We start from the raw sequence: 21,706 nt of genomic DNA, 5'->3' as shown, positions 1-21,706 counted from the left end.
ATCAACCCGATTGCCGCCCGGCGCCGGGTGTGTAACGAAACACACGATGAAGCGCAGTCTCCTTCGGGACGTCTCCCATGACGCCGGTGAGCCGGAGCCGACGAACCCGCGACGTGCTGGCGGCGCTGCGCGCGGACGGTTGGGCGGTCGCCCGGCGCGGGCCCGGCGATCACGTCCAGTTCAAGCACCCGGAGAAGCCCGGCAAGGTGACGGTCGACACCGGCGAGCCCGAAATTCCGCTCGGCACGCTGCGCAGCATCTATCGTCAGGCTGGCTGGGCTTGGTGAGCGCTCGGCCCTCAGCACGGGAGCCTCGGGCATGGCACGCGTCGTCGCGCTGATTCACGAGCAGGACGGCCGCTTCGGCGCGTCGTTTCCGGACTTTCCGGGTGCGACGACCGTCGCGGCGGACCTCGACACCCTCTATGCCAAGGCCGCCGAGATGCTGGCCTTCCACGTGGCCGGACTCGTCGAGGACGGGGACCCGGTTCCCGTGGCGCGGACGCTCGACGCCGTGCGGCACGACCCGACCTTCGCGCAGGACAGCGCCGGTGCGCTGGTCGGGCTGATCGAGGTCGATCTGCCGAGCCGCGCCGTCCGGGTGAACATCTCCCTGGAGGAAAGCCTGCTCAGGCGCATCGACCGGGCTGCGCGCGCCGCGGGCGAGAGCCGTTCCGGCTTCCTGGCGCGGGCGGCCGCCGCACGGCTCGGCCCCGGCTGATCACGCCTCCCGCGGAGGCGGGGCGGCGACGAGCGCCTCGAGGCCCTCCGCCTTGAGGGCCGCCACGTCGCCCGCGAACACCTCCATCACGGCCGCGCGGATCGCCGCCTGGCGGTCGGGCTGCGTCACCCGGGTGCCGGTGAGGTCGGTGACGTAGAAGACGTCGACCGCCCGCTCGCCGAAGGTGGCGACGTGCGCCGAGGTGATGTTGAGCGAGAGCCGGCTCAGGACCGTGGTCAGCTCGTAGAGGAGGCCCGGCCGGTCGAGGCCGGTGATCTCCACCACCGTCTCCCGGCTCGACAGGGCGTTGTCGATCGAGATGTCGGGGGGGACCAGGAAGGTCTTGGCCCGGCCCGAGACCGGCGGATGCTTGTCGGCCACGAGGTCGGCGATGCGGATCTCGCCCTTGAGCGCCCGCTCGATCGCCGCGGTGATGCGGCGGGCCCGGCGCATCTCGTCCTCGTCCCGTTCGAAGGCGCGGGAGATGAAGATCGAGTCGAGGGCGAAGCCGTCGCTCGTGGTGAAGATCTGGGCGTCCACGATGTTGCCCCCCGCCGCCGCGCAGGCGCCGGTGATGATGGCGAGGAGCCGCGGATGGTCGGGGGAGTAGACCGTCAGCTCGGTGACGCCCCGCACCGGATCGGTCTCGACGTCGGTCGCGACCGTGCGGCCCTCCTCGGTGGTCCGGCGCAGGAAGCCCGCGTTCTTGAACTGGCGCACCGCCTCGACCTTCAGCCAGTAGGCCTGCCCGTGGCGCGCCGCGTAGGCGTCGAAGATCTCGGACGACCAGTCGGAGAGCTGCTCGCGCAGCGCCATCTGGATCAGCCGCACCCGGTCGGTGCGGGCGATCTCCGAGTGCCCGCCTGAGAGCACCACCTCGGTCTCGTCGTAGAGGGTGCGGATCAGCGTGCCCTTCCAGGCGGTCCAGACGCCGGGGCCGACCGCCGTGATGTCGGCCACCGTCAGGATGGCGAGGAGCTTCAGGCGCTCCAGCGTCTGCACCACGCTCGCGAACTTCTCGATGGTCTTCGGGTCCGAGAGGTCGCGGCTCTGGGCCGTCATCGACATGAGGAGATGGTGCTCGACGAGCCAGGCGACGGTTTCCACCTCGGCCTGCGACAGGCCGAAGCGCGGCCCGAGCTTGCGGGCGATGGCCGCGCCCGCGATCGAGTGGTCCTCGGGGCGGCCCTTGGCGATGTCGTGCAGGAGGATCGCCACGTAGAGGGCGGTGCGGTTGTGGATCGTGCCGATCAGCCGCGAGACGAGGGGATACTCCTCCTCGACGCGGCCCGACTCGATGGCGTTGAGGGTGCCGAGGGTCCGTAGCAGGTGCTCGTCCACCGTGAAGTGGTGGTACATGTTGAACTGCATCATCGCCACGATGCGCCCGAAATCCGGGATGAAGCGGCCGAGCACGCCGGCCTCGTTCATCTGGCGCAGGATGGTCTCCGGCGAGTTCTTCGAGGTCAGGAGGTCGAGGAACAGGCGGTTCGCCTCGGCATCCGCGCGGAGGGAGTGGCCGATCAGCCGGAGCGAGCGGCTGGCGAGGCGCTTGGCGTCCGGGTGGATCGGCAGGTTGTGGCGGTCGGCGAGCCAGAACAGGCGGATCAGGTTGACGGGGTCGCGCTCGAAGGCGTCCTCGGCGCGCACGTTGACCCGGCCGTGGTCGATCCAGAAATCCTCGGCCTCGATGGCGGTGGCGCGGAAGCGGTCGCGGAAGCGGCCGATCCAGCGGTCGAGCACCGGCGTGCGCTTGGCGTGCCGGGCCTCCAGCTCCGCGCAGACGATGGCGGTGAGGTCGCCGACGTCCTTGGCGATCAGGAAGTAGGCCTTCATGAAGCGCTCGACGCCCGACAGGCCGCCGCGGGCCGTGAAGCCGAGGCGCTCGGCGATCTTCGGCTGCAGCCCGAAGGAGAGCCGCTCCTCCGGCCGGCCGGTGACGAAATGCAGGTGGCAGCGCACCCGCCACAGGAACTCGTCGCAGCGCTCGAACAGCTTGTACTCCTCGGGCGTGAACAGCCCGGCGGCGACGAGCTCGGCCTGGTCGCGGACCCGGTAGGTGTACTTGGCGATCCAGAACAGGGTGTTGAGGTCGCGCAGGCCCCCCTTGCCGTCCTTGACGTTCGGCTCGACGAGGTAGCGCGAGGAGCCGGCCTTGGTGACGCGCCCGTCCCGCTCGCGCAGCTTCGCGTCCACGAACTCGGCGGCCGAGCCGACGACGAGCTCGGCGTCGAAGCGCGTCACCAGCGCCTCGAACAGCGTGCGGGAGCCGAACAGGAAGCGCGCCTCGAGGAGCGCCGTGCGGATCGTCATGTCGGCGCGGGCCTCGCGCAGGCACTCCTCCACCGAGCGGGTGGCGTGGCCGACCTTCAGCTTGAGGTCCCACAGCACGTAGAGCATCGCCTCGACGACGCTCTCGGACCAGGCCGTCTGCTTGTAGGGAAGCAGGAACAGCAGGTCGATGTCCGAGCCCGGGGCCATGGTGCCCCGGCCGTAGCCGCCGGTCGCCACGATGGCGAGCTGCTCGCCGGTGGAGGGGTTGTCGTTCGGGTAGAGCCGCCAGACCACCGCGTCGTGGATCGCGCGAACCACCGCGTCGGTGAGCCGGCTCAGGTAGCGCGCGCAGGCGACGCCGTCGCGGCTCCGGATCAGCAGCTTCTCGGCCTCCTTGTGGCCGCGCTCGATCACCGCGCGCAGCTCCGGGACCAGGGCGGCGCGCAGCTTCGTCGGCTCGCGGGCCTCCCGGTCGAGCGAGTCCAGGACCTTGTCGAGGGCGGCGACGGCGTCGAACATGGTGCTCCCGTTGGGGTCCCCACGGCCATCCGCGCTGCGTTCACGACACGCCTGACGGCACCGAGGACGGATGCACTGCGCGAGACGCAGCACGAATGGAGGTGGGAGCCCTTAGCACGTCGCGGGCCGCCTGCCAGCGGTTGCGCACAACCGGACTTCGCGACGCTGCATTCGCGGGGCTGCAGCTCGCCGGGGTCGTTCTATCCTGCGGAAAATCCGTTTGACGTACCGAACGCGATTGCCTAGCTGATGGTCCTGTGGGCCGCGTCGGGCCCGGCCGCGAGGGACAGATACGCCATGCGCCTCGACCGCTCACTGCTGCGCCGCAGCGTCCTCGGTGCCGCGCTCGTCGCGCTCGCCGCCCTGTCCGGTCCCGCCGCCGCGGACGAGGTCAAGGAGATCCGCCTCGACTGGGCGACCTACAACCCGGTCAGCCTCCTCCTCAAGGACAAGGGGTTCCTCGAGGAGGCGCTCAAGGCCCGCGGCATCAAGGTGCGCTGGGTCCAGTCGCTCGGCTCCAACAAGGCGCTGGAATTCCTCAACGGCGGCGCCATCGACATCGGCTCGTCGGCCGGCGCCGCGGCGCTCCTCGCCCGCATCAACGGCAACCCGATCAAGGCGATCTACGCCTACTCGCGGCCGGAATGGACGGCGCTCGTCACCCGCAAGGACACCGGCATCGCCAAGCCCGCGGACCTCAAGGGCAAGCGCATCGCGGTGACGCGGGGCACCGACCCGCACATCTTCCTGATCCGGGCGCTCCAGGGCGCGGGGCTCACCGAGCGCGACGCCAAGCTCGTCCTCCTGCAGCACGCGGACGGCCGCACGGCCCTCGACCGCGGCGACGTCGATGCCTGGGCGGGCCTCGACCCGATGATGGCCGCGGCCGAGATCGAGAACGACGACGTGCTCTTCTTCCGCGACGCCGACGCCAACACCTGGGGCGTGCTCGACGTGCGCGAGGCCTTCGCGAAGGAGCATCCGGACCTCGTGCGCACGGTCATCGCGGCCTACGAGGAGGCCCGCGCCTACGCGCTCAAGAACCCGGACGCCCTGAAGGCGGCGCTGGTCGCCGCGACGAAGCTCCCCGAGCCCGTCATCGCCCGGCAGATCGAGCGGACCGACCTGTCGCGCCCGGCCATCGGCCCGGCCCAGGCCGAGACGATCAAGGCCGCGGGGCTCGCCCTGCAGCAGGCCGGCGTGATCCCGGCCGGCACCGACGTCGCGGCCGCGGTCGACGGGCTGATCGACCCCGCCTTCAACCCGGCCCCCGCCCGCTGAGCACGCCCGTGCAGGTCTCCCCGGAGGCTACTCCGGAAACTCCCTCGGAGGCTCCGCGCCCCGGGGCGGGCCGCGGCCGGGCTCTCGGGGGCGCGGCGCTCGGCGTCCGGCGCCTCGCCCTCGGCCTGCTGCTGCCGCTCGCCCTGGCGCTCGCCTGGGAGGTCGCGGTGCGCACGGGCCTCGCGCAGGGGCGCCTGCTGCCGAGCCCGAGCCGGATCGGCGCCACGCTCCTCGAACTCGCGGCCTCGGGCGATCTCCGGGTCCACGTCCAGGCGACGCTCGTGCGGGTCGGGCTCGGCTTCCTGTTCGGGGCGGGCGCCGGCATTCTGGCCGGCGCGCTCGTCGCCACGCTGCCCGTGCTGCGCTGGCTCGTGGACCCGAGCCTCCAGGCGCTCCGGGCGGTGCCCTCGCTGGCCTGGGTGCCGCTGTTCATCCTGTGGTTCGGGATCCTGGAGACGCCGAAGGTGACGCTCATCGCGGTGGGCGTGTTCTTCCCGGTCTATGTCGGGGTCGCGGGCGCCATCGCCTCGGTCGATCGCAAGCTCGTGGAGGTGGGCCGGATCTTCCGCCTCTCGAAAGGGGCGCTGGTGCGCCGCATCCTGCTGCCGGCCGTGCTGCCCGCGACGCTGGTGGCGCTGCGCACCGGCCTCGGCCTCGGCTTCCTGTTCGTGGTGGCGGCCGAGCTGATGGGCGCGTCCGAGGGCCTCGGCTACCTGCTGGTCGACGGGCAGCAATTCAGCAAGCCGGAGCAGATCCTCGCCGCCATCATCGCCTTCGCGGTGGTGGGCAAGATCGCCGACGCGCTCCTCGTCGCCCTCACGAACCCGCTCGTGCGCTGGCAGGACACGGCGCGCGAGGCGCTGTGACGACGGCGGATTCCTAGTCTTCGCTGCCGTCCTCGGCGGGCTCGCCGCCGTCGCCCTGACCCTCGTCGCGGATCGGGCGCCCGGACAGGTCGACCGGCGGGAACAGCTCGGCGAGCCCGTGGGCGACGCCGTACAGGACCGGGTCCGACGTGGCCCCGGCACGGGGCGGCTGGAGATCGTTCTTGTGATGCATCGGTGACCAGGGTGCCGCATCCGCGCGTGGGGGCACCGTTCCTCTCGCTCGTGTGTCTCCTGCGGCCCATGGCCGCTGTTAGCCTGGGTTAATGCGTCTCCGGATGTTTCGTTGCCGGACTTTTCTCCGACTTTTTCTCTCGCGCCTCACCCCTTCCGGCGGAGGGTGACGCGGACGGAGGGCAGGGGGCAGCGGGCCGGCACCACGGAGAGCACGACCCCGCTCGGGCAGGCGGCCCGGCAGCCGAGGGCGGCGTCGATCTGGTCGCGACCGCAGGTCTCGGCCCTGCAGAACTGCCCGAGATCCTCGCAGGTCGCGAGGAAGCGGCCGGCGGGCGGGCCGCCGCCGCGGTCCGCGGGGCCGAGGTCGGCCGCCCGGCCCGGCCCGGCGTCCGCGGCGAGGATCATCGCGAAAAGGATCGTCCGGGCGGTCGTCCGCAGCATCGTCCCCGCACTCCGAAGGGTCGGGGACGGCTTAGCATTGGCAGCGCCGTCCGCCCTGTGCCATTCCGGCGACAGGGCGGCCGCTCCTGCCCTGACGCGTGTTCCGTGAGCGAGGGTGCAGCGTGCTCGAGATCGAACGCCTCTCGAAGACCTATGCGGACGGGACCCGGGCGCTCGAGGCCGTCGACCTCGCGGTGCCGGCGGGCGAGATCGTCGCGCTGATCGGCGGGTCGGGCTGCGGCAAGACCACCCTGCTGCGCCTCGTGGCCGGGCTCGACCGGGCGAGCGCCGGCAGCATCCGCCTCGACGGCGAGACGATCGCGGCGCCCCATGCCGGCGTCGGCCTCGTCTTCCAGGAGCCGCGGCTCTTGCCCTGGCTCAGCGTCGCCGAGAATGTCGGCTTCGGGCTCGCCGACCGGCCGCGCGGCGAGCAGCGGGCTCGCGTCGCCCACGCGCTGGAGCGGGTGGGTCTCTCCGGGCACGCGCGGCGCTGGCCGCGGGAGCTCTCGGGCGGCCAGCAGCAGCGGGTCTCGATCGCCCGCGCCTTCGTGACGAACCCCCGGGTGCTGCTCCTCGACGAGCCGTTCTCGGCGCTCGACGCCTTCACGCGCCGCGACCTGCACGGGCACCTGCTCGCGCTCTGGGCGGAGGTGCGCCCGACCATCCTGATCGTGATGCACGACGTCGGCGAGGCGGTGGCCCTGGCCGACCGGGCGGTGGTGATGCGCCCGAGCCCCGGGCGCCTCGACGACGCGATCACCCTGCCGCTGCCGCGCCCGCGCGACCCGACGGCGCCGCAGAGCGAGGCGGCCACCCGCAGCATCCTCGCCGCCCTCGACCGCTCGCTGCGCCCGCAGCGGGCGGCGGCGCAACCCCAGACCGCGAACTGGTGGTGAGGCGCCGGCCGGGCTATGGCCCCGGCCGGACAAGACGATCCCGGACGAACCGACCAGCGAGGAGACGACGATGGACGCCACGACCCTGCGCGCGCTTCAGGCGCCCCTGAAGGACCAGTACCGCAACGCCCCGGATTCGGCGGTGATCACCCTGAAGGCGAAGGGCTCCCTCGACGACACGAGCATCGCCTGCAAGGTCGAGACCGGCCGGGCCCTGGCGGTGGCGGGGCTGCACCCGGCCACCGGCGGCTCCGGCGCCGAGCTCTGCTCGGGCGACATGCTGCTCGAAGCCCTCGTCGCCTGCGCGGGCGTCACCGTGAAGGCGGTGGCGACCGCCCTGGAGATCCCGCTGCGCGCCGGCACGGTGAGCGCCGAGGGCGACCTCGACTTCCGGGGCACGCTCGGGGTCGACAAGGAGGCGCCGGTGGGCTTCCGGGCGATCCGCCTGTCCTTCGCCCTCGACACGGACGCGCCGCAGGAGAAGCTCGACCAGCTCCTCAAGCTGACGGAGCGCTACTGCGTCGTGTTCCAGACCCTCAACCACAAGCCCGAGCTCGCCGTGAGCGCCGCCCGCGGCTGAGGACACGACGAAAAACGGCGGCGAAGCCATCGGGCCTCGCCGCCGTCGATCAGGTCCCGGGTGGGATGCCGGCTCAGTCGAGGGTGCCGCCGGCGGTGTTGCCGTACTGGCGGACCGGGCGGGCCTGCTGGTTGGCGTTGCCGGCCTTGGCCGAGTCGATGGCGCCGCGCGGGGCGACCGAGCCCGTCGTCAGCACGTTGTAGGTGGCGCCGAGGGGCGCGCCGACGATCGCGGTGGCACCGCCGACCGCCGCGGCCGGCAGGCCGAGCAGGCCGTCGGAGCCGTTCGTCGGGTTCACCCGGGCGCCCCAGACGTTGAGGGTCGGCCGACCGTAGGCGTCGACCTCGTAGCTCTGGCTGCCGTAGCCCGCGTAGCCCTGCGCCAGGGCGGCGGCCGGCAGGCCGGCGATGAGGCCGAGGGCGAGGCCGGCAGAGGCGAGACGGTTCTTCATCGATACTATCCTTGTCATCGGGCGCAGTCGCCGAAGTCGAAGCGGGATTTCGCCTCGGCTCGTCGGCTGCGCTGCCTGCGATGACCGGCATATGGTGCGATGCAGTATCGATTCACGTGCGCATTCGCACATCAAAACTATGAAAATATTATGCAGATCAGTTGCTTATCTTGCATGATTGCGCGAATAGCGAGAATTTGTCGCGGTGCAGTAACACGAATGTGGCGGTGCGGGAGGGAACCCGCACCGCCACGCTTCGCCTCGCGCGGGTCTCCGCGCCCCGCTCAGCCCAGCGCCGGCCTGATCGCCACGGGATCCGCCGCGACCGCGCCGGGTGCGCCGAGGTAGCTGCGCCGCATCGGCCGCAGGGCGAACCAGGCGAGGGTGGCCGTCACGAGGTCGAGCACGATCGCGATCGAGAAGACCGGGATCCAGCTCCCCGCCGCGTCGTGGATCAGGGCCGCCACCGGGCCCCCCAGCAGCGAGCCGACGCCCTGCGCCATGTAGAGGAAGCCGTAGTTCGTGGTGGCGTGCTTCGTCCCGAACGTGTCGGTCAGCGTCGAGGGGAACAGCGAGAAGATCTCGCCCCAGGCGAAGAACACGACGCCGGACAGGAGCGCGAACGCGTAGGCGTTCTCGCGGAAGATCAGCAGCACCGCGATGGCCACCGCCTCCAGCGCGAAGGCGATCGCCATGGTCTGCTCGCGCCCGATGTTGTCCGAGACCCAGCCGAAGAAGGGTCGCGTCAGGCCGTTGGTGATGCGGTCGAAGGTCAGCGCGAAGGGCAGCGCCGCGAAGCCGAACACGAGGGCGTCGGCGACGCCGAACTCCCGCGCGAAGGCCGCGAACTGCGCCACCACCATGAGGCCGCCCGTCGACATCATCGTCATCATGGCGAACATCAACCAGAACAGCGGCGTGCGCAGCATCTCGCGCGGCGCCACGTCGCGGGTGACCTGCTGGGGGATCTGCGATGTGACCTGGACGGCCCGCGCGGGCTCGGCCGCCGGAACCTCGCCGGCCAGCGGCGCGCGCAGGCCGAGCGCGGCCAGGAAGCCCACCGCGCCGAGGATGAGCCCGAACACCATCAGGGTGTGGCGATACCCCGAGGCCGCCATCATGTCGGTGATCGGGAAGGTGGTGATCATCGCCCCCATGCCGTAGCCCGCGGCGACGATGCCGGCGGCGAAGCCGCGGCGGTCCGGGAACCAGCGCACCATCAGGCCGACGACGCCGACGTAGACGATGCCGGTGCCGAGCCCGCAGAGCAGGCCGTAGGTGGCGTAGAGCCCGATGAGCGAATCCACCGAGGAGGCGGCCACCCAGCCGAGGCCGCTGATCGCGGCGCCGAGGGCGATCATCACCTTCGGGCTGAAGCGGTCGCAGAGCCAGCCCTGCACCGGCGAGAAGAAGGTCTGCAGGACGATCAGCAGCGTGAAGGTGACCTGCACGGCCGGCAGGCCCGCGCCGGTCGTCGCCTGGAACGGCTTCACGAACAGCGTCCACACGTATTGCGGGCTCGAGATCGTCATCATGACGAGCAGGCCCAGGCCGAGCTGAACCCAGCGGCGGCGCGACGAGAGTGAATCCATAATACGCTCCTTGACCGCGGAGCCCTTGGCAATCTCCGTGCCATTGTATGCACGAAACCTTTGGTTGTGCACGCGTTGCCGACGCAACCGAACCGGACCGCATGTACAAGTATTAGAACGGTTCTACATCAAGCTGGAATGATTCCATAAGATCGACGTTGATCTGGCTTCGGTATTTTCGCTAAGCAACTGCTCACAACGGCGTGAGCGAAAAGCATCGCGCCGGAAAAAGCGCCGCGGATCAGCGCGGCCTGGGGACCGGGTCCATGCGTTGCACTGCTTCACCATCCGGCCGGGACGGGCTCCTTCGGCTGGCCCTTGCCACGACCATGCTGACGGGCCTCGGCCTCGCCGCCGCGCGGGCGCAGGAGGCGGGCAGCGTCCAGCTCGACGAGCTCAGCGTCGCGGGCGCCGGGCGCGCCGGCGACGCCCTCTACGCGCCGGGCGGCGCGGTCGGCCCGGTGCGGGGCTACGTGGCGACGCGAAGTGTCGTCGGCACCAAGACGGACACGCCGATCCTGGAGACCGCGCAGTCGGTCTCGGTGATCGGCCGCAAGCAGATCGAGGACCAGAACGCGCTCACCATCAACCAGGCGCTGCGCTACACGCCGAGCGTCACCACCGAGCAGCGCGGCGGCGCCGGCTCGACCCGGCTGGAGCAGTTCTACATCCGCGGCTTCACGGCGCCGCTGTTCCTCGACGGGCTGCCGCTCCCGGGCAGCCGCGACGCCTTCCCGAGCGTCGACCCGTTCCGGCTGGAGCGCGTCGACATCATCAAGGGGCCGGCCTCGGTGCTCTACGGGCAGTCGGGCCCGGGCGGCATCGTCAACCTCGTCTCGAAGGTGCCGCAGTTCGTGCGCCACGGCGAGATCTTCGTGCAGGGCGGCGGCTTCAACGAGGTGCGCGGCGGCTTCGACGTGGGCGGGCCGCTCGCCGCCGAGACGGGGCCGTTCGCCAGTCCCCTCGCCGACCAGTTCGCCTACCGGGTGATCGGCCTCGGCTGGAAGGGCGACGGCCCGGCCAAGACCACCGAGGTCGAGCGCTTCTTCATCAACCCGAGCCTGACCTGGCGGCCCTCGACGGACACCCAGCTCACGGTGATCGGCAACTATCAGCGCGACCCCTATTCGGGCTTCTACGGCGGCTTCCCGGCGGTCGGCACGGTGTTCCCGCGCAACTTCGGCAGCGGGCTCGTCGGGCGCCTGCCGGTGGACTTCTACGACGGCGACCGCAACTTCGAGCGCTCCGACCGCACGCAGGCCTCGATCAGCTACCTGTTCGATCACCGCTTCGGCGAGGGGCTGCGCTTCCACTCGGCCGGCCGCTACCTGCGCTCGGAGGGCGATTACCGCAGCGTCTACAGCGCCTTCTCGGATTCGACCGGCCCCTTCGCCAGCGGCCCGCTGATCAACCGCTCGCGGATCGCGAACCAGGTCGGCATCGACGCCTGGACGATCGACAACAACCTCGTGGCGAACTTCGACACCGGCATCCTCGGGCACACCGCCCTCCTCGGCGTCGATCACCGCAGCTTCCGGACCCGGACGCTCGCGAGCCCGTTCCCGACCGCGCCGGCCCTGAACGTGCTGGCGCCGAACTACGACATGAACATCCCGACGCCGGCCTTCACCTCGGACGCGCGGATCACCGCCGAGCAGACCGGCGTGTACGTCCAGGACCAGATCAGGCTCGACCGCCTCGTCCTGACCCTCGGCGGCCGCTACGACACCGCCCGCACCTCCGGACCGACCCGGACGCTCGCCACCGGCGCCGTCGCCACGCAGGACGTGCCGGCGGACGCCTTCACCTACCGCGCGAGCCTCCTCTACCTGTTCGATTCCGGCTTCGCGCCGTACGTCTCCTACAGCGAGGCGTTCGAGCCGATCACCAGCGGGCGCATCTTCGATCCGGCCTTCGGCACCACGGGCCGCGTCCCGAACCCGATCTCGAGCAACCAGTACGAGGCGGGCATCAAGTACCAGCCGCCGGGCACCGACATCCTGCTCACCGCCGCGGCCTTCGACATCCGCCGCACCGGCACGCTCAACGCCGACCCCGCCAACCAGGGCTTCAGCATCCAGACCGGCGAGGTCGGCGTGCAGGGCGTCGAGTTCGAGGCGCGGGCGAACGTCGCGGAGGGCCTCACCCTGATCGGCGGCTTCTCGCTGCTCGACGCCCGCAACACCCAGGACACCAGCCTCACCCTGAACCAGCTCACCAACGTCCAGGTGCCGCTCGCGGGCCTGCGGCCGGTGCAGATCCCCGACACCACGGCCTCGCTGTTCGTCGATTACCGCTTCACGTCGGGCCCGCTCCTCGGCCTTGGCCTCGGCGGCGGCGTGCGCTATCTCGGCCCCTCGTGGGGCGACCCGGCCAACACCTTCAAGGTGCCGTCGAGCGTGCTCCTCGATGCGGTCCTCAGCTACGACCTGAGGCACCTCGACGCGACACTCGCGGGCTTCCAGTTGCAGCTCAACGCCCAGAACCTCCTCGACGAGCGCTACGTGACCGGCTGCTTCGCCTATTCGAGCTGCTTCTACGGGCTGCCGCGCACCGTCTACGCCACCCTGCGCTACCGCTGGTAGGAGGGCCCCGATGCGCACCGGCTTCCGCCAGTCGATGGCCTGGCTCCATGCCTGGTCGGGCCTCGTGGTCGGCTGGGTGCTGTTCGCGGTCTTCGTGACCGGCACGGCGAGCTACTACCGGCCTGAGATCTCGCGCTGGATGCGGCCCGAGCTCACCGCGGCGGCCGAGCCGGACGCCGCGGCCCTCGGCCGGGCCGCGGAGCGCGGCGCCGCCCATCTGCAGGCCCATGCGGGGGGCGCCCGCACCTGGTTCCTGACGCTGCCGACCGCCGAGCGGCCGGTGCTGGAGGTCTTCTGGCGCACCCGCCCCGGCGAGCCGCCGGGCCGGGCGCTCCTCGACCCCGCCACCGGAGCGCCCCTGGCGGTGCGGGACACGCGGGGCGGGGACTTCCTCTACCGTTTCCATTTCGAGCTGCACATGGCCCCGCTCTGGGGCCGCTGGATCGTCGGCATCTGCGCGATGATCATGCTGGTGGCGCTCGTGAGCGGCATCGTCACCCACCGGCGCATCTTCACGGATTTCTTCACCTTCCGGCGGCAGGCGCGGTCGGCCCAGCGGAGCTGGCTCGACGCCCACAACGTCGCGGGCGTGCTCGGCCTGCCCTTCCACCTGATGATCACCTATTCGGGGCTCGTCACGCTCGCGCTGATGTACATGCCCTGGGGCGTGCAGACCGCCTACCAGGGCGACAGCCAGCGCTACTTCGCCGAATCCGGCCAGGTGACCGCCCCGCGCCCGCCGACCCGGCAGCCCGGCACGCTGGCCCCCCTCGGGCCGATGGTGGAGCGGGCGGCCGCGATGGTGGGCGAGCCCCTGGAGCGCCTCGTCGTGAACAACCCGGGCGATGCCGCCGCGACGGTGGTCGCGGTGTTCGAGGAGCCGCGCGGCCTCGCGCACCGCCACCCGCAGGTCGCCTTCGACGGGGCCACCGGCGCGGTGCTGGGGACGGCCGGCGTGCTGGGGCCCGCGACCCACGCCTCCTCGACCTTCGTCGGCCTGCACGAGGCGCACTTCGCGGGGCCGGCGCTCCGGGCGCTGTTCTTCCTCGCGGGGCTCGCCGGCACCGCCATGGTGGGCACGGGGCTCGTCCTCTGGGCCGTGGCGCGGGTGCCGAAGGCGGGCGCGGCCGAGCCCGCCTCCCTGCACCTCGTGCGCGCGCTCAACATCGGCACGATCGCGGGCCTGCCCATCGGCATCGCGGCCTACTTCCTGGCGAACCGCCTGCTGCCGCTGGGTCTCGCCGAGCGCGCCGAGTGGGAGGTGCGGGCCTTCTTCGCGGCCTGGCTTCTCGCGGCCCTGGTGCCCCTCGCCCGGCCGCGGGCCCGGGCCTGGACCGAGATGCTGGCCGCCGCAGCCCTCGCCTTCGCGGCCGTGCCGCTCGCGGACGCCCTGACGAGCCCGCACCCGCCCCTCGGCCTGATGCTCGCCTTCGACGCCGCCATGCTGGCGCTGGCCGGCCTCGCCGCCTTCGCGGCCCGCAAGGCGGCCGGCCGTGCGGTCACGCCCGCTCCCGTCCGGCGGGCCGCGGAGGCGCGGAGCGCGGTGTCGGCGGCCGGGCGCGCCTGAGGCGATGACGCGCGGCCCGCCGCGTCACAGCCCCAGCGCGCCGCCGTCCGAGCGCGGGTCGTGCACCGCCTCGATGCGGCCGTCGCGGGGCGCGCGGATCAGCATGCCGGCGTGGCCGAGGGAGTCGATGTAGGAGCCGCCGAGCGCCTCGATCTCGTGGCCCATGCGGGCGAGGGCGTCGATGCAGCCGGGATCGAAGCGGTCCTCCACCTTCACGGTGAGGGATTCGGCCCCCCAGGTGCGGCCGTAGAGGAGCCGCGGCCGATCGACCGCCTCGGCGGGGCTCATCCCGAAATCGGCGTAGCGGGTGAAGATCTGGGCCTGGAACTGGGGCTGGCCGTCCCCGCCCATCGAGCCGTAGGCCATCACCCGGCCGTCGTCGAAGCTGGCGAGCGCCGGGATCAGGGTGTGGAACGGGCGCCGGCCCGGCTCCAGGGGGTTCACGGCGTTCGGGTCGAGGGCGAAGGACATGCCCCGGTTCTGCCAGTGGATGCCGGTCTTCGGCAGCACCGTGCCGGAGCCGTACTCCCAGTAGATGGACTGGATGAACGAGACCGCGAGGCCGTCGCGGTCGATCGCGCCCATCCAGACGGTGTCGCCGTCCGCCGCGCGCACCGGCACGGTGGCCGCCCGCCCCATGTCGATCGCCGCGGCCTCCCGGGCGAGGCTGTCGGGCGTCAGGAACGACGCGGGGTCGACCCGCAGCCGGTCGTAGTCGGTGACGATGCGGTCGCGGATCGCGAAGGCCCGCTTCGTCGCCTCGATCAGGCCGTGGTAGTGCGCCAGGGTCTCGGGCGTCCGCACGTCGAGCCGGTCGAACAGGCCGAGGATGAGCAGCGCGGCGATGCCCTGCGTGGGCGGCGGGAAGTTGTAGAGCGTCGCGTCCCGCCGCCGCAGCGACAGGGCCGTCCGCTCGCGGGGTCGGTAGGCCGCGAGGTCGGCCCGGGTCACCGGCGCGCCGAGGCGCTCCAGGTCCGCGGCGATCTCGCGGCCGACGTCGCCGCGGTAGAAGTCGTCGAGGCCCGCATGGGCCAGCTGCTCCAGCGTCGCGGCGAGCGCCGGCAGGGCCCGGGTCTCGCCCTGCGGCCAGGGCTTGCCGTCCTTCAGGAAGGTCTGCGCGAAGTTCGGGGCGTCGTGGAGCGTGTCGAGCTCCTTCGGCACGTAGCGGGCCTCCGAGGCCGAGACGGCGACGCCCGCGCGGGCGTGGCGGATCGCGTCCGCCAGCAGGGTGCCGAGGGGGAGCCGGCCGCCGAGCGCCCGGGCGAGGTCGTGGGCGAGGCTCCAGCCCCCCACCGTGCCGGCCACCGTCACGGCGGCGTCCGGCCCGCGGGAGGGGATCGCGTCGAGCCCCTTCTCGCGGTAGCGCCGGATCGTCGCGAGGCTCCCGGCCGGCCCGCAGGCCTCGATGCCGCGCACCCGGCCCCCCGGCTCGCGCACCAGCCAGAAGCCGTCGCCGCCGATGCCGTTCATGTGCGGGTAGACCACGGCGATGGCGGCCGCCATGGCGATCATCGCCTCGACGGCGTTGCCGCCCTGCGCCAGCACGGTGCGGCCGGCCTCCGCGGCGAGGCTGTGGGGGGCGGCGACGGCGCTGTCGCCGAAGACGGGGGTTTCGAGCATGGGGGCTTCCATGGGCGGCTGCCCTGCAAGGGGCGGACCCAGCGGGCTTAACCCGTGGACGCGGCCGCTGGAAGGCGCCCCGGGGGCCGCCGGGGATTGCCCTGACATAATATATGCCGGAGGTTGTAGCTTGGCGGTGTCGCGGCAACCGGGAGACCGAGCTTGAAGGAGGGGGGCATCCCGCACGGCCGCCGGGTCCGGCGCGCAGCCGCCTGCGGCCTCGCCGCGCTGCTCGCGGGAGCCTTGCCGGGCGCTCTGCCGGCCGCCGCCCAGTCGCTGTTCGCGCCGACCTTCGAGGGCGCGGGCGCCGATCCCCGCACCGCCATCGCCCAGCCCGAGACGACGAGCCAGGCCTCGGGCGGCTACGTGCGCTCCGTCGAGCCCTATCTCGGCCCCCTCGCCGACCCCCTCGGCATCCGTCCGGGCCTGAAGGCGCGGGGCATCGAGTACAGCCTCACCTACATCGCGGACGTGCTCGGCAACCCCGTCGGCGGCCTGCGCCAGGGGGCGGTCGTCGAGGATCGCCTGAACCTGCGCCTCAACCTCAACCTCCAGACCCTCGCGGGGTGGGAGGGGGGGACGATCCACGCCAACGCCTACTTCATCCACGGCACCGGCCTGTCGCGCTACTACGTGGGCAACCTCCTCTCCACGAGCGTGATCGAGGCGCTGCCCTCCACCCGGCTCTACGTGCTGTGGTTCGACCAGAGCCTGTTCGACGGCAAGCTCGGCCTGCGCATCGGCCAGCAGGCGGCCGACACCGAGTTCTTCGTGAGCCAGACCGCGACCCTGTTCGTGAACTCCACCTTCGGCTGGCCCGCGATCACCGGCCTCGACCTGCCGAGCGGCGGCCCGGCCTACCCGCTGGCCTCCCCCGCGATCCGCGCCAAGTTCACGCCGAACCGCAACTTCTCACTGCAAGTCGGCCTCTACGACGGCGATCCGGCGGGGGCGAACCGCCCGGGCGAGGACCCGGAGGCGCAGCGCCTCAACCGCACCGGCACCAACTTCCGCACCCACGACCCGGCGCTGATCGTCGCCGAGGCGACCTACGCCTATAACATCGAGGAGCACGCCAAGGAGCTGCCGGGCTCGGTGACCCTCGGCGGCTGGCAGCATTTCGGCCGCTTCGAGGACGCCCGCCTCGACACGATGGGCCGCCCGCTCGCCGACCCGGCCTCGACCGGCATCGCCCGCCGCCTGCGCGGCAATGCCGGGATCTACGCGATCCTCGACCAGACGCTCTACGCCGAGCCCGAGCGGAACGACGAGGGCCTCAGCGCCTTCGTGCGCGCCGCCGTCTCGCCGAGCCGCAGCAGCCTCGTCGACGCCTACCTGGATGCCGGTTTCGCCTACAAGGGGTTGTTCGAGGGCCGCGAGGACGACACGATCGGCCTCAGCGTCGCCCATGCGCGGATCGGCCGCGCCGCCCGCGGCGCCGACCGCGACGCGATCTTCCTCGGGGGTGCCAACATGCCGGTGCGCAAGGCCGAGACCGTGATCGAGGCGACCTACCAGGCCCTGGTGGTGCCGGGCTTCACGGTGCAGCCGGACCTGCAGCTCGTCCTGCACCCCGGCGCCGGCACGGCGGACCCGCAGGGCCGGCGCGTGAAGAGCGCCGTCGTGCTCGGCGCGCGGGCGACCGTCCAGTACTGAGCGCCGGCCCCTGACTGCCGGCCCCTAAGCGCTGGTCCCCGAGCGCTGGTCCCCGAGCGCTGGTCCCTGGGCGTTCTGACCCGAGGCCGCCGCCCTACGTTGTTGCATCATGGAAGTTTTCGAGTGGATCGTCGGCGTCCTGTTCGGCGCCGTCCTGCTGGCTGCGCTCGCGCGCCGCGTGGGCGCCCCCTATCCGGCCTTCCTGGCGCTCGGCGGCATGGCGCTGGCCTTCGTGCCGGGCGTGCCGAACCTGCGCCTCGATCCCGAGCTGGCGCTCGCCCTGTTCCTCGCCCCCGTGCTGCTGGATGCCGGCTACGACACCTCCCTGCGGGACCTGAAGGCGAACTGGCGGCCGATCGCCGGCCTCGCCCTCGGGGCCGTGGCGGTGACGACCCTCGCGGTGGCCCTCGTCACGCACTGGCTCGTGCCCGGGATGCCGCTCGCCGCCTGCGTGGTGCTCGGCGCCATCGTCGCGCCGCCGGACGCGGTGGCCGCGCTCTCGGTGCTCGCCCACGTCTCCCTGCCGCACCGGCTCGTCACCATCCTGCGCGGCGAGAGCCTGCTCAACGATGCGAGCTCGCTCCTGATCTACCGCCTCGGCGTCGCGGCCGCGATCACGGGGCACTTCACGGTCCAGGAGGTGGTCCCGACCTTCCTCGTCGGGGTGGTGGGCAGCCTCGTGGCCGGGCCGCTCCTCGCCCTCGGCTACGTCGCGGGGATGCGCCGCTTCCGCGATTCCGCGAGCATCATCGTGCTGCAGTTCGTGGCGGCCTTCGGCATCTGGATCGCGGCCGAGGGGATCGGGCTCTCGGGCGTCCTCACGGTTGTCACCTTCGCGATCACGGTGGCGCGCTACACCCCCGGGATCACGCCGCCGCGCACCCGCATCCTCTCGAACTCCGTCTGGGACACGGCGGTGTTCGTGCTCAACGTCCTCGCCTTCGTGCTGATCGGCATCCAGATCGGGCCGATCCTCGAGCGCCTGGAGGGCGCCGAGCAGACGACGGCGCTCTGGATGGGGATCGTCGTGTTCCTCACCGTGGTCGCGACGCGGGTCGCCTGGGTGCTGTCCGCGAGCGGCCTCGCCCGGCTCCGCTCCCGGCACAGGGGCGCGGCCCACCACGTCCTCGGCCTCGGCGCCTCGTCGGCGATCGCGTGGTCGGGCATGCGCGGCATCGTCACCATCGCCACCGCCCTCGCGCTGCCGCAGGGGGGCGCGAACGGCGGATTCCCCTACCGCGACCTCATCGTGTTCACGGCCTTCTGCACCGTGCTCGGCACGCTGGTCCTGCAGGGCCTGACGCTCGGCCCTCTGCTGCGGCGCCTGCGGCTGGAGGACGACGACCCGGTGGGCCGCGAGGTCGGCCGCGCCCGGGCGGAGGCCTACGCGGCGGCGCTCCGCAGCCTGGAGAGCGAGGAGGGCGGCTCCGTCGCGGCCCTCCGGGAGGAATTCCAGGAGGCCCTGGAGGAGGCGGAGGCGCACGAGGAGGGCCGCGCCCCCGAGAGCCTGCCGGCCGACGCCGCCCGCCGCCGCGCCATCGAGGCCGCCCGCGGCACGGCGTTGCGCCTGCGCCGGGAGGGCCGCATCGGCGACGACGCCTACTTCGTGCTGGAGGAGGAGTTCGACTGGGCCGAGCTCAACGCGACGCCGCGCGAGGAGACGTGAGGGGCGCCGCCCGCCTCACCCACGCCCGAGGCGGCCCTCGATCGCGTCCCAGGTCGCCGCCGCGAGGTCCGGCCCGCCGAGGCGGCGGATCGCCCGGACGCCGGTGGGGGAGGTGACGTTGATCTCGGTGAGGTGGCCGTCGATCACGTCGATGCCGACGAGGATCAGGCCGCGGGCCCGCAGCTCCGGCCCGATCGTCGCGCAGATCTCGCGCTCGCGCTCGGTGAGGTCCGAGGCCGCCGCGGCCCCGCCCCGCACCATGTTGGAGCGGATGTCGTTGAGGGCCGGCACCCGGTTGATCGCCCCCATCGGCTCGCCGTCGACCAGGATGATGCGCTTGTCGCCCTCGGTGATCTTCTCGAGGAAGCGCTGCACCACCCACTGCTCGCGGAAGGTCGCGCCGAACAGGTCGAACATCGACCCGAAGTTCGGGTCCTGCTCGGAGACCCGGAACACCGCCGCACCGCCGTGCCCGTGCAGCGGCTTCATCGCGATGGTGCCGTGCTCGGTGCGGAACGCCTCGATCTCCGCCTTGTCGCGGGTGATGAGCGTCGGCGGCATCAGTTCGGGGAAGTCGAGAACGAAGAGCTTCTCGGGGGCGTTGCGCACCTCGGCCGGGTCGTTGACCACCAGCGTGCCGGGCCCCAGGCGCTCCAGGATGTGGGTCGCCGTGATGTAGGCCATGTCGAAGGGCGGGTCCTGGCGCATCAGCACCACGTCGGCCTCCGCGAGGTCGATCCGCTCGATTCCCCCGAGGGTGGCGTGGGCGCCCTCGACGTCCTGGACGGAGAGCGCCTGGACGCGCGCCGTCACCAGCCGCCCCTGCAGGGAGAGCCGGTCGGGCGTGTAGTAGAGCAGCCGGTGGCCCCGCGCCTGCGCTTCCAGCAGGAGCGCGAAGGTGGTGTCCCCCTGGATCCGGATCGACTGGATCGGGTCCATCTGGACCGCGACGGTCAGGGCCATGGCTCGAAGCTCCGGCGTCGTGGGTCTTCGCTCACGGGGTCTTGTCCGAGGAGCCTTCGCCTCAGTCCTCCGGCATCGAGCGGCTGCCGGTGCGGCGGTCGTAGTCGCCGATCGCGGAGCGGCACTCCGGCGAGAGGCGCTTGCGGTTGCGGGTCATGCAGCGCTCGGCGTCCGGGCTGTTCGGGTCGACGCCCGCGCAGAGGCGGAAATAGTCGTTGGCACAGCCGAGCTGCAGGCCCTGGTCCTCGCGCTGGGCCAGGGCCGGGCTCGCCGCCAGGATCAGGAGCGCCAGCGGCGCGGCGGTGAGGGCGGCCTTGCGCGCGGCGCGTGTCGTGTCCAGTCGCATCCAGCGGTGTCCTTCGATGATCGCGGTGTGCGTGTGCCCAGTCCGGGGGGCATATCGGGCATTCCAGTGGCTATGCAAGCGCCCGGAGGGCGACCGGTTCCGCTCCGTGCGACATCCGGGGAGCGGGTGAGGCTCCCGTGCAACGCGAGGCCGCCGACGCCCGCGCGGACGAAAAAGGCCCCGCGCGCGTCGCGAGCGGGGCCGAGTGTCAGGGAGGAAACGCCCGCCATGGGCGGGGAAGCCTCACGCAAGTTGCACGCCAGCCACCCCGGCAGGACCGGCACGGTCGCCGCCGCAGACCGGAAACGCTCCGTTAACCATCGCGTGCTGATGATCCCGGCAGCAGCTTGACCGCGACCCGGGCCCCCCTCGGACCCCGCTGCCCCTCGAACGGCGCGCAGCGGGATACCCGACCCCACCCGGAGGAGCCGACCGATGACCATTGCCCCCCATCCGATGCCCGGCGACGCACCGACCCGCCCCCCGGGACAGGTCGTGCCCTTCCCGGCCGGCCGCCGCAGCCGTCGCGGCCCTGCCGAGGCGGGGAGCGCCGAGATCCTGCTGTTCCTCGGCGTGCGCTACGAGCGCCTCGACGCCCGGGAGCCCGCCGCCGACGCGCCGGCCGAGCTGGCGGCCGAGCCGCGCCGCCGCACCTCCTGACCGCGATGCTGCGCGCAAGGGTCGCGCTCCCCGTCGCACTCCTGCCCTTCCTCGTCGCGGGCTGCGCGCAGGAGGGCGATTTCGGACGGCCGGCCCCGAGTGCCTGGAACGCCCTCATCGACGCCACCGGCACGATCGCGGCGCGCGAGCGGGGCGGACCGGCCTCCGACTTTCCGCTGACCGACGACGAGCGCACCCTGCGCGACCGCTCCTGGCGCTTCCTGATGCCGGCCGCCGGGCGCGAGGCCTTCCTCGACGCGTTCGCGAACCTCACCCGCGCCCGGGTGCTGCCGCCGGCCTGGCGCACGCCGGACGTCGCCGCCTATCACGATGTGCTGATGGCGGGGCCCTTCCGCTCGCAGGTCTCGCGCTACCGGCGACTCGGGGAGGACGCGACGGCCGATGCCCGCCTGATCCCGCCCTTCGCGACGCTCGCCGCCCGGGTGGCCGAGGCCGACGCCCTGCGCCTGCGCACCCTGCCCTTCGTGCGGGTCCTCGACGACGCCGAGGTGCGCAACGCGGCCATGCGGGTCGCCGAGAACCGCTGCCTGATCGCCTGGGTCCGGCTGGAGGCCGGCTTGCGCACGGCGCGCTACCGCTACGCCCTGGAGCATCTCGTCATCGAGGTGCCCGGCACCGAGTCGGTCGCGGCCGAGCGCAGCATCGGCGCCTTCGATGCGCGCCGCGCGCTCCTGGATCCGCTGCTGCCGCCCGACGCGGCGCTCCGCTGCGGCCTGCTGCCGGAGATCGAGGCCGGGCCGGGCCCCGCGGCCCTCGCCGGGACGCCCCTCGTCGTGAAGAACTGAGACGCGTCGCACCGGCCCCCGC

20 protein-coding genes are annotated in these 21,706 nt (G+C 72.5%); 12 read left to right on the top strand and 8 right to left on the bottom strand.

The window, feature by feature from the left end:
* Positions 1-77 precede the first annotated feature (77 nt).
* Positions 78-287 carry a type II toxin-antitoxin system HicA family toxin gene (locus ACLBXP_RS00520; protein WP_447665560.1) on the top strand — a complete coding sequence of 70 codons (210 nt, stop codon included), beginning with the start codon at positions 78-80 and terminating at the stop codon, positions 285-287.
* A 31-nt stretch (positions 288-318) separates the two neighbouring features.
* A complete protein-coding gene (locus ACLBXP_RS00515; protein WP_447665559.1) occupies positions 319-720 on the top strand; it encodes a type II toxin-antitoxin system HicB family antitoxin in 402 nt (133 codons plus the stop codon).
* Here ACLBXP_RS00515 and ACLBXP_RS00510 read toward each other — a convergent pair whose 3' ends face one another.
* Complete coding sequence (locus tag ACLBXP_RS00510; protein WP_447666196.1) at positions 721-3,585, bottom strand: [protein-PII] uridylyltransferase; 2,865 nt, start codon at positions 3,583-3,585, stop codon at positions 721-723.
* Between the two features lie 225 nt (positions 3,586-3,810).
* On the opposite strand from ACLBXP_RS00510, the gene ACLBXP_RS00505 reads away from it, so the two are divergent.
* Positions 3,811-4,794, top strand: coding sequence for an aliphatic sulfonate ABC transporter substrate-binding protein (locus ACLBXP_RS00505; protein WP_447665558.1), 984 nt, complete (start codon positions 3,811-3,813; stop codon positions 4,792-4,794).
* 8 nt (positions 4,795-4,802) lie between these two features.
* Positions 4,803-5,660, top strand: a complete 858-nt coding sequence (locus tag ACLBXP_RS00500) for an ABC transporter permease (RefSeq protein WP_447665557.1) — start codon at positions 4,803-4,805, stop codon at positions 5,658-5,660.
* 13 nt (positions 5,661-5,673) lie between these two features.
* Here the strand turns inward: ACLBXP_RS00500 and ACLBXP_RS00495 are convergent, their stop codons facing one another.
* Positions 5,674-5,889 (bottom strand): hypothetical protein, encoded by a 216-nt coding sequence (locus tag ACLBXP_RS00495; RefSeq protein WP_447665556.1) that lies wholly within the window; start codon positions 5,887-5,889, stop codon positions 5,674-5,676.
* 110 nt (positions 5,890-5,999) lie between these two features.
* Positions 6,000-6,296 (bottom strand): hypothetical protein, encoded by a 297-nt coding sequence (locus tag ACLBXP_RS00490; RefSeq protein ID WP_447665555.1) that lies wholly within the window; start codon positions 6,294-6,296, stop codon positions 6,000-6,002.
* 122 nt (positions 6,297-6,418) lie between these two features.
* Here ACLBXP_RS00490 and ACLBXP_RS00485 point away from each other — a divergent pair, with 122 nt between their 5' ends.
* Both ACLBXP_RS00485 and ACLBXP_RS00480 read left to right on the top strand, forming a co-directional pair.
* Complete coding sequence (locus ACLBXP_RS00485) at positions 6,419-7,192, top strand: ABC transporter ATP-binding protein (protein ID WP_447665554.1); 774 nt, start codon at positions 6,419-6,421, stop codon at positions 7,190-7,192.
* A gap of 70 nt (positions 7,193-7,262) precedes the next feature.
* Positions 7,263-7,772, top strand: a complete 510-nt coding sequence (locus ACLBXP_RS00480; RefSeq protein WP_447665553.1) for an OsmC family protein — start codon at positions 7,263-7,265, stop codon at positions 7,770-7,772.
* A gap of 73 nt (positions 7,773-7,845) precedes the next feature.
* Here ACLBXP_RS00480 and ACLBXP_RS00475 read toward each other — a convergent pair whose 3' ends face one another.
* Together ACLBXP_RS00475 and oxlT are read right to left on the bottom strand one after the other, a co-directional pair.
* Positions 7,846-8,223 (bottom strand): hypothetical protein, encoded by a 378-nt coding sequence (locus ACLBXP_RS00475; protein ID WP_447665552.1) that lies wholly within the window; start codon positions 8,221-8,223, stop codon positions 7,846-7,848.
* Between the two features lie 284 nt (positions 8,224-8,507).
* The gene (gene oxlT / locus ACLBXP_RS00470) at positions 8,508-9,815 is read right to left on the bottom strand and encodes an oxalate/formate MFS antiporter (RefSeq protein ID WP_447665551.1); all 1,308 of its coding nucleotides are present in this window, start codon (positions 9,813-9,815) and stop codon (positions 8,508-8,510) included.
* Positions 9,816-10,081: 266 nt separating this feature from the next.
* On the opposite strand from oxlT, the gene ACLBXP_RS00465 reads away from it, so the two are divergent.
* Both ACLBXP_RS00465 and ACLBXP_RS00460 read left to right on the top strand, forming a co-directional pair.
* A complete protein-coding gene (locus ACLBXP_RS00465; RefSeq protein ID WP_447665550.1) occupies positions 10,082-12,400 on the top strand; it encodes a TonB-dependent siderophore receptor in 2,319 nt (772 codons plus the stop codon).
* A 10-nt stretch (positions 12,401-12,410) separates the two neighbouring features.
* Positions 12,411-13,967 (top strand): PepSY-associated TM helix domain-containing protein, encoded by a 1,557-nt coding sequence (locus ACLBXP_RS00460; protein WP_447665549.1) that lies wholly within the window; start codon positions 12,411-12,413, stop codon positions 13,965-13,967.
* Positions 13,968-13,991: 24 nt separating this feature from the next.
* Here the strand turns inward: ACLBXP_RS00460 and ACLBXP_RS00455 are convergent, their stop codons facing one another.
* Positions 13,992-15,587 (bottom strand): gamma-glutamyltransferase family protein, encoded by a 1,596-nt coding sequence (locus ACLBXP_RS00455; protein ID WP_447665548.1) that lies wholly within the window; start codon positions 15,585-15,587, stop codon positions 13,992-13,994.
* Between the two features lie 228 nt (positions 15,588-15,815).
* On the opposite strand from ACLBXP_RS00455, the gene ACLBXP_RS00450 reads away from it, so the two are divergent.
* Positions 15,816-17,243: a carbohydrate porin gene (locus ACLBXP_RS00450; protein WP_447666195.1), complete on the top strand. Its 1,428-nt coding sequence runs from the start codon at positions 15,816-15,818 to the stop codon at positions 17,241-17,243.
* Between the two features lie 109 nt (positions 17,244-17,352).
* Positions 17,353-18,909 (top strand): Na+/H+ antiporter, encoded by a 1,557-nt coding sequence (locus ACLBXP_RS00445; protein WP_447665547.1) that lies wholly within the window; start codon positions 17,353-17,355, stop codon positions 18,907-18,909.
* A 15-nt stretch (positions 18,910-18,924) separates the two neighbouring features.
* On the opposite strand, the gene gshB is transcribed toward ACLBXP_RS00445, so the two are convergent.
* Both gshB and ACLBXP_RS00435 read right to left on the bottom strand, forming a co-directional pair.
* Positions 18,925-19,872 (bottom strand): glutathione synthase, encoded by a 948-nt coding sequence (gene gshB / locus ACLBXP_RS00440; protein WP_447665546.1) that lies wholly within the window; start codon positions 19,870-19,872, stop codon positions 18,925-18,927.
* Between the two features lie 61 nt (positions 19,873-19,933).
* Positions 19,934-20,218, bottom strand: a complete 285-nt coding sequence (locus ACLBXP_RS00435) for a hypothetical protein (protein ID WP_447665545.1) — start codon at positions 20,216-20,218, stop codon at positions 19,934-19,936.
* 435 nt (positions 20,219-20,653) lie between these two features.
* Between ACLBXP_RS00435 and ACLBXP_RS00430 the strand changes: the two genes are divergently transcribed.
* A complete protein-coding gene (locus ACLBXP_RS00430; protein WP_447665544.1) occupies positions 20,654-20,878 on the top strand; it encodes a hypothetical protein in 225 nt (74 codons plus the stop codon).
* Between the two features lie 5 nt (positions 20,879-20,883).
* Complete coding sequence (locus ACLBXP_RS00425; protein ID WP_447665543.1) at positions 20,884-21,684, top strand: hypothetical protein; 801 nt, start codon at positions 20,884-20,886, stop codon at positions 21,682-21,684.
* Positions 21,685-21,706 lie beyond the last annotated feature (22 nt).

This window comes from Methylobacterium sp. A54F (assembly GCF_053346035.1).
This window is presented reverse-complemented; position numbering and strand designations above follow the sequence as displayed.